General features: G+C 57.3%; 6 protein-coding genes. 1 reads left to right on the top strand and 5 read right to left on the bottom strand.

What is annotated here, in order from left to right; genetic code table 11:
- Positions 1-286: transposase (locus tag H6F46_RS16030; protein ID WP_242027764.1), on the top strand; the 286-nt coding region annotated here is incomplete at its 5' end.
- Between the two features lie 229 nt (positions 287-515).
- On the opposite strand, the gene mutL is transcribed toward H6F46_RS16030, so the two are convergent.
- The 5 genes from mutL to H6F46_RS16005 form a co-directional block, all read right to left on the bottom strand.
- On the bottom strand, positions 516-2,246 hold the full coding sequence (gene mutL, locus H6F46_RS16025) for a DNA mismatch repair endonuclease MutL (protein WP_190355678.1): 1,731 nt from the start codon (positions 2,244-2,246) through the stop codon (positions 516-518).
- A 239-nt stretch (positions 2,247-2,485) separates the two neighbouring features.
- Positions 2,486-3,283 carry an ABC transporter permease gene (locus H6F46_RS16020; protein WP_234407040.1) on the bottom strand — a complete coding sequence of 266 codons (798 nt, stop codon included), beginning with the start codon at positions 3,281-3,283 and terminating at the stop codon, positions 2,486-2,488.
- 133 nt (positions 3,284-3,416) lie between these two features.
- On the bottom strand, positions 3,417-4,310 hold the full coding sequence (locus H6F46_RS16015) for an ABC transporter permease (protein ID WP_190355677.1): 894 nt from the start codon (positions 4,308-4,310) through the stop codon (positions 3,417-3,419).
- 105 nt (positions 4,311-4,415) lie between these two features.
- Positions 4,416-5,531 (bottom strand): spermidine/putrescine ABC transporter substrate-binding protein, encoded by a 1,116-nt coding sequence (locus tag H6F46_RS16010; protein ID WP_099534549.1) that lies wholly within the window; start codon positions 5,529-5,531, stop codon positions 4,416-4,418.
- A gap of 105 nt (positions 5,532-5,636) precedes the next feature.
- Positions 5,637-6,767 carry an ABC transporter ATP-binding protein gene (locus tag H6F46_RS16005; protein WP_099534550.1) on the bottom strand — a complete coding sequence of 377 codons (1,131 nt, stop codon included), beginning with the start codon at positions 6,765-6,767 and terminating at the stop codon, positions 5,637-5,639.
- Between the last annotated feature and the right edge of the window lie 50 nt (positions 6,768-6,817).

Below are 6,817 nucleotides of genomic sequence, written 5' to 3'. Positions count from 1 at the left end.
AGAGATTGGAGAACTGTATCGAAAGCGCTGGCAGATTGAGTTGCTATGGAAGTTCTTAAAGATGCATTTAAAATTAGATCAGCTCATTACGAAAAATCAAAATGGCGTAGCAATACAGATCTACATGGTCTTAATTGCTTATGCCATCTTGCAGTTAATAGAATTGCCGCAATTCTATAGTCAGACGCTACTAGATAAATTGCGATATTTGCAAGTTGTACTCGGTCGCTATGGCTCAATCAGTCATTGGAGCTATGATTTACTGCCAGAAACTCTTGTTGCCTAGAATATGAAGTTTTGTGTTTAGATTCAACACTTCTGGTTTTAGGGAACTAATGAAAATCATTAAGGGTTGCTAAAATGGGCGCTTTCGGAAGATTTTTCTATTCTAACGTTGATCTTGAAACTCCTTGAGCTGAAAAATTGTGCTGAATCGCTTTTTGAGGGGTAACTGAGGGAATGATTTGCGGATTGATTTACAGGATTACTACCGAAATAATGGGAGTAATTGAGGGCTAAATGCCGTGACTTTTGCCAATGACCCAATGGCGACGAAAAAAACGCGCCAAACTCGATTCATCGAGGGGTAAATAAATCGGTCGCCCATGGGGACAGGTGCGAGGATTGTGGGTGCGTTGCCATCGATCGAGCAAATCTTGCATTTCCACAAGCGTCAGGGGCGTGCCGTTACGAATGGCGGTGCGGCAGGCGACGGCCACTTGGGCTGCTTCCAGGTTGTTGCTGTGGGCCAGCTCCCCCAAGGCGGCGGCCAAGTCAGGGCGATCGAGTAAGGGATCCGGAGCACTGCGCACAATCCAGCAGCGATCGCCAAAGGGTTCGATTTCAATCCCCAAGCCCACCAGCCCCTCCCGTTCCGCCTCGCTCAGCTCATTCAGGACGATCGGTTGCTTCAGGGCGGAAATTTGCCAACGATCGCGCAAATATTCAAACAAGACCCGCTCATGGGCAATGTGCTGCTCCACCAGCCATAGACCGCCGGGATGCTCCGCCACAATGTAGGTGTTGTGAACTTGGGCGATCGCCCGCAGTTGTCCCCCCAAGGGATCGTCAAGTGGTTCGGGCGATCGGGGCTGCCCCAGGGCTTGGGGATCATCCGGAGAGGCGTTGGGATCGGCGGCGGTGCGCACACGATAGGTCGATCGCCCTTCGGCGGCCCGAATGAGCTGGGCCGTTCGCCCGATCGCGTAGGTGTTGGTTTGGGGTTCGTCGATCGCCTCGCGAAAGGAAAGGGCCTGTTGAAGCGCCGCCTGTACCTGGGCTTGCCAATGGTCGATCGGCTGGAGATAAAGCTTGTGTTTGTCGGGGGTGCGGTTCCAGTCAATGCACTGGGGTGGCAACCGGAGATGCACCAAGACGATCGGGTGGCGGCCGCGCGGCAGGGTGCGCCCCAAGGTCGCAAAAATCGTGTTTTCCAGTTCCGGCACTTCCGCCATTCGCCCGTTCACGGCAATCCGCACCCAGTCAGGGCGGGCCCGATGGACGCGATCGGGCAGACCCAAGATGACGGTGATTTGGGCGGCTCCTTCCTGGTCGCTGGGCAAGGCGGCCACCCACTGCACTTCCCGCAAATCTGCCGATCTCACTGGTTTCAAGATTTGGGGCAACAGGTGACGGGCAGAATCGCCCGGCGACAGGGCAAACCAGAGCCGATCGTTGCGATAAACCGTCCAGGCCACGGCGGGATGGCAAAGGGCCGCTTGCTGAATCACCTGCTGGATTGATCGCAACTGTTGAGCCAAAGACGGCAAACTATCGCGCCGTGACGGCCAAGCCTCGAACAAATCCTCTACCAAGACAATGGTTCCCGGCGCGATCGGGGCCGCTTCACAGCTCACAGCCTGGCCTGTGGCATCATAAACTGCTCGCCAACCCTCCCCGCCAACCGGCCGGCTGCTGAGGCTCAGGCGGCTCAGTTGGGCCAAGCTGTGCAATGCTTCTCCCCGAAATCCCAGGCTGCGGATGTTGAACAAATCGGGGCGATCGTGAATTTTGCTCGTGCTGTGGGGAGCGGCCGCCCGTAACAAATCCGCTCGGCTCATGCCGCAGCCGTTGTCTGTGAGCCGAATTTGGCCCCGATCGAGCCAAAGGGACAGGGCCAACCGCGTGGCTCCCGCATCGATCGCGTTGTCCACCAACTCGCGCACCACCGCCGCCGGAGAGTCAATCACCTCCCCCGCCGCAATTAAATTCACCACCTCGATCGGCAGCGGTTGAATGGATCTCATTCTTTTCTCAGTTGCCAGACGACGGTGGTGGCTCCTCCCGGAATCGAGAGATTGTGAAAAATCGGCTGAAAGCTAAAGCACTAGGGGTCTTGGGGGCAAGGGACTTAGGGTCTGTCGTCAAATCGCCTGAAACCCCGATTCTGCCGTTAGCGGATCGTGGGGGGCAAGGGGCCTAAGCCCCTTGTCTTTGTCGGTTGGTGAGACCCGCAAGGTAGCCGTTTTGGCTTTTCAAGCATCCCCTAAGAGGGCTTTTTCTCGCTTTGGAAACGGAGCCATTCAGCCGCAAAGGCGATCGCCCCGGAACCCAACAGCAACAGCACACTCAAGGCATTCACATCCGGCTTAACCCCCGTGCGAATCCGGCTGAAAATTTCCATCGGGAGTGTTGTTGCACCGCCACCGGCCGTGAAACTGGCAATCAAAAAATCGTCCAAGCTGAGGACAAAGGCCAACAAACAGCCCGACATAATTCCCGGCACCAGTTGCGGCAACAACACCTGAAAGAAGGATTGAACCGGCGTTGCGCCCAAATCTTGGGCCGCTTCTTCCAAATAGGGATTGAGATCCGCCAAGCGAGTGGAAACCGCCAGGGCAATATAGGCCAAGCAGAAGACAATATGAGCCGCCACGATCGTCCAAAAGCTGAGGGGAATCGTCAGCGCCGCCAAGAACACCAACGTGGCCACCGCGATCGCAATATCCGGCACGATCAAGGGCAAATAGGACATGCCTAGATATAGCCCCTTGCCCCAAAATCGATAGCGGGCCAGGCCAACGGCCATCGTGGTTCCCAACACCGCCGACACCAAAACAGCCCCCAAACCCACCGCAAGACTGGTTTGCAAGGCTCCCAAAATTCGCCCATCCCGCAGCAGCTTGGCATACCACTCCAGGGTGAACCCTGTCCAACCGGCGCTGTAGGGCGACTGATTGAAGCTATAGACCGTCAGTACCAGAATCGGCAGGTACATCAGGAAGAACATGACCGAGGTAAATGCGCCCTGCCAGGTCAGGCGAGGCTTACGCGATCGAGCCATAGCGTCTGCGAGGGCCTCCTGGGAATCCGTTGAAGCAGGATCGAGATCGAGCATGGGGCGATCGGGAAGAGCAATCAAAGGGAATCAAGCAAAGACAAACGAACCACTGCACCATCATGCATCCCCAAACACCCTAGGCAGCGGGGCGGCCATCACCGTAGCGAATGAGCAACGCAATCCCCAAGCTGACAGCCAGGATCATCAGCATACTCAAAGCCGAACCAAAGCCCCAATTTTGGGTCGCACCCAGAAACTGGTTATAGATTAGCCGGGAAGCCGTCATGCTGGAGGCCCCACCGAGCAATTCCGGGTTCACAAAGTCGCCCAAACTGGTGATCAGCACCAGCAGCGAACCGGCGGCAATGCCCTGCAAGCTTTGGGGAACGGTCACTTTCCAGAAGGCCTCGATCGGGGTGGCCCCCAAATCTGCCGCCGCTTCTAATAATCGGCGATCGAGCTTTTCCAGAGAGGAGTACAGAATCAGCACCATATAGGGCAAAAAGCTGTAGGCCATCCCCAGGAGCACGGCGGGCGTTTGGTTCAAAATATCCAGACCCGGCAGCCCCACCAACCCCAACAGGGAGTTCAACACGCCCGTGGGTCGCAAAATCGTAATCCAAGCGTAGGAACGCAGCAGCGAAGAAGTCCACAGGGGCAGCGTAAAGGCCACCAACAGCAGGTTTTGCCACCGCTTGGGCGACATCAGCGCCAACCAATAGGCCACCGGAAACCCCAGCAGCAAACAAACCACCGTTGTCCCGATCGCATAGAACAGGGTGCGCCCAATCACTTGAAGATAGATGGGCTGAAACACCGTCAGGTAGTTGTCAATCCCTGAGGGGTTCACCAAATCGCCGGGCTTGATGCCGGGAACCAGGCTGAGTTCAAAAATCACCAGCACCGGCAAAACCAACAGCAGCAACAGCCACAGTCCCGGCGGCCCCAACAGCGCCCAGGGGCCAACCCAACGGCGGGGTTTGGGTGTGGGAGCCTCAACGATCGGGTTAGCGGGGCTAGCGGGGGTCATAGGGCTTGTTAGGACTAATCAGCAAAGACAGTTCAAGGGGTTGGGCAGTTGGCGTGAACAGCTTCAATTAACATTCAATTAACAGTCATTAAGGCTTGCTCGGCCCTAGCCGCTGGTTAGCTGAGTCCAGTAGCGATCGTAAAGGGAGGTGGCCGCGCCCACGGGAGCAATGCCCTCGCAGCGATCGAGCACCGATTGAGACGGGAACAGGCTGGGATTTTGCACCAAATCCGGCGGCAACTGTTCGATCGCCCGGCGGCTGGCGGTAGCAAACTTCAGGCGTTGGGTCATGCCTGCGGCCACCTCCGGCTGTAGCGTGAAATTCATCCAAGCATAGGCCGCTTCCACATTGGGCGCACTGATCGGGATCGCCATCGTGTCTGTCCAGAGGGAAGAGCCGCTGGCGGGAATCACATAGCCCAACTGGTCGTTTTCCTCGATCGCCTCGATCGCGTCAGAGGAAAAGCCCATGGCGATCGTTAAGTCCCCCGCCAAAATCCGGTCTTTCCAACCATCCGTGGTGAATTGGGCGATCGCCGGTCGCAGTTCCCGCAATGCTTCGTAGGCCTGGCGAATTTGATCGGGATCCTGGGAGTTGTAGGAATGGCCCAACCGGCGCAAGGCCAAGCCCATGGTTTCCCGCTGATCATTAAACAGCGTCACCTGGCGCTGGAGGCGGGCCCGGTTAGCCCACAAAAATTCCCAATCCGTTGGCGGGCGATCGACCCGTTGCCGGTTGTAAATCAAGCCCGTTGTGCCCCAAGCAGCCGGGACGCTGTGGCCATTTTTGGGGTCATAGCTGGGATTTTGGTAGGTTTCCAACAAATCCTGCAACCCCAGCAGTCGATCGTGATCCAACTCCCGCAGCAGATTGCGCTCTCGCATCTGCCGCACCATGTAATCGGAGGGATAGATAATGCTGTATTGACTGCCGCCGCCCGCTTGCAGCTTGGCCAACATCACCTCATTGGAATCAAAAATATCCACCACCACCGACAGGCCCGTTTCCTTTTGGAACCGAGCGATCAGTAGCTCATCGGTGTAGCCAGCCCAGGTGTAGATATAAAGCTTGGAAGGATCCCCGACTGCGCCCGGCGATGGCCGCACCTGGGCCAAACGCCAGCCACAGCCCGTCATGGCCAGGCCAGCGGCCGCCACCGAAGTGCGGCGCAAGAAGTCACGACGGGAGAGGGCACGACGAGAAGGGGCAACGGAAGCCATGAATGATCAAAGCAAGGTTGGGTAGAGCGCTGGCTGGGCCATGCTTTGGGAACCAGGACTGCGGGAGTGAGTCCCTGGGGAATGGTTGATTAGCCCCCCTTCGCCCTAGGCTGCTGGCATGGCCAGGGCATCGGCCGTTGACCAATAGGCGTAAATGGGGGTTTTGAGGGCGGGCAATTCGCCGCCGGTATTCACCTGCATGACCGTTAACCGATCGCCCGATCGCAGTTCTACCACGTAATGCACATGGGTTCCCAGGTACATCACGTTCTGCAACCAGCCCTCAAAGCAGTTCACCGCCAGGTCGGGCGGGTAAAGACTAACTTGAATTTTTTCGGGGCGCACGCTCACGGCCGCCGCCTCACCCGCGCTGCCCGCCCAATCTCCACTGGGGGCCGCCACCAACTTCAGGCCGCTGTCAGTCACGATCGCGCTGCCGGTGCGATCGAACTCCGCCACCCGGCCTCGAAACAGATTCGTATCCCCAATGAAATCCGCCACAAACGGCGTGCGCGGCGACTCATAAATCTCGCTGGGGCTGCCCACCTGTTCCACGCGCCCTTCATTCATCACCGCGATCCGATCGGACAGGCTGAGGGCTTCCTCTTGGTCATGGGTCACCATCACAAAGGTCAACCCCAATTCCCGATGCAGCGTGGATAGTTCCATCTGCATTTCCTTGCGCAGTTTCAAGTCCAACGCGCCCAAGGGTTCATCCAACAGCAACACCGCCGGTCGGTTCACCAGGGCCCGAGCTAGGGCCACCCGTTGTTGTTGACCGCCCGATAGCTGGTTGGGATAGCGCCGGGCGAATTTCTCCATCTTCACCAGGGCCAAGGCCTCATTCACCCGCTCCTCGGTTTCCGCCTTGCCACAGCGCTTGATCCGCAAACCAAAGGCCACATTGTCCCAAATGGTCATGTGTCCAAAGAGCGCATAGCTTTGAAACACGGTGTTGACGGGGCGCTGGTAAGGAGGCACATTCAGCATCGATTGCCCCCTAACCAGCACCTCGCCGGCCGAAGGTTGCTCAAAGCCAGCCACGAGGCGCAGGGTGGTGGTTTTGCCGCAACCGGAGGGACCCAAAATACTGAAAAACTCACCCCGCCCGATGTGGAGATCCACGCCGCGCACAGCGGTTTCGCCGTTATAGACTTTGAAGACTTTTCGTAACTCGACATCCAGTTGGGTATCGGTTTCGATCGCCTGGCTGGCTCGGATTGCGGTTTGGGACATGGCCGGTGATGCTGCCGGGGATTGAAAGACCATCGAGGCAATTGTTCCAG

Origin of the sequence: Limnothrix sp. FACHB-1083 (genome assembly GCF_014696485.1) — a bacterium.
Lineage (GTDB): Bacteria > Cyanobacteriota > Cyanobacteriia > CACIAM-69d > CACIAM-69d > CACIAM-69d.
This window is presented reverse-complemented; position numbering and strand designations above follow the sequence as displayed.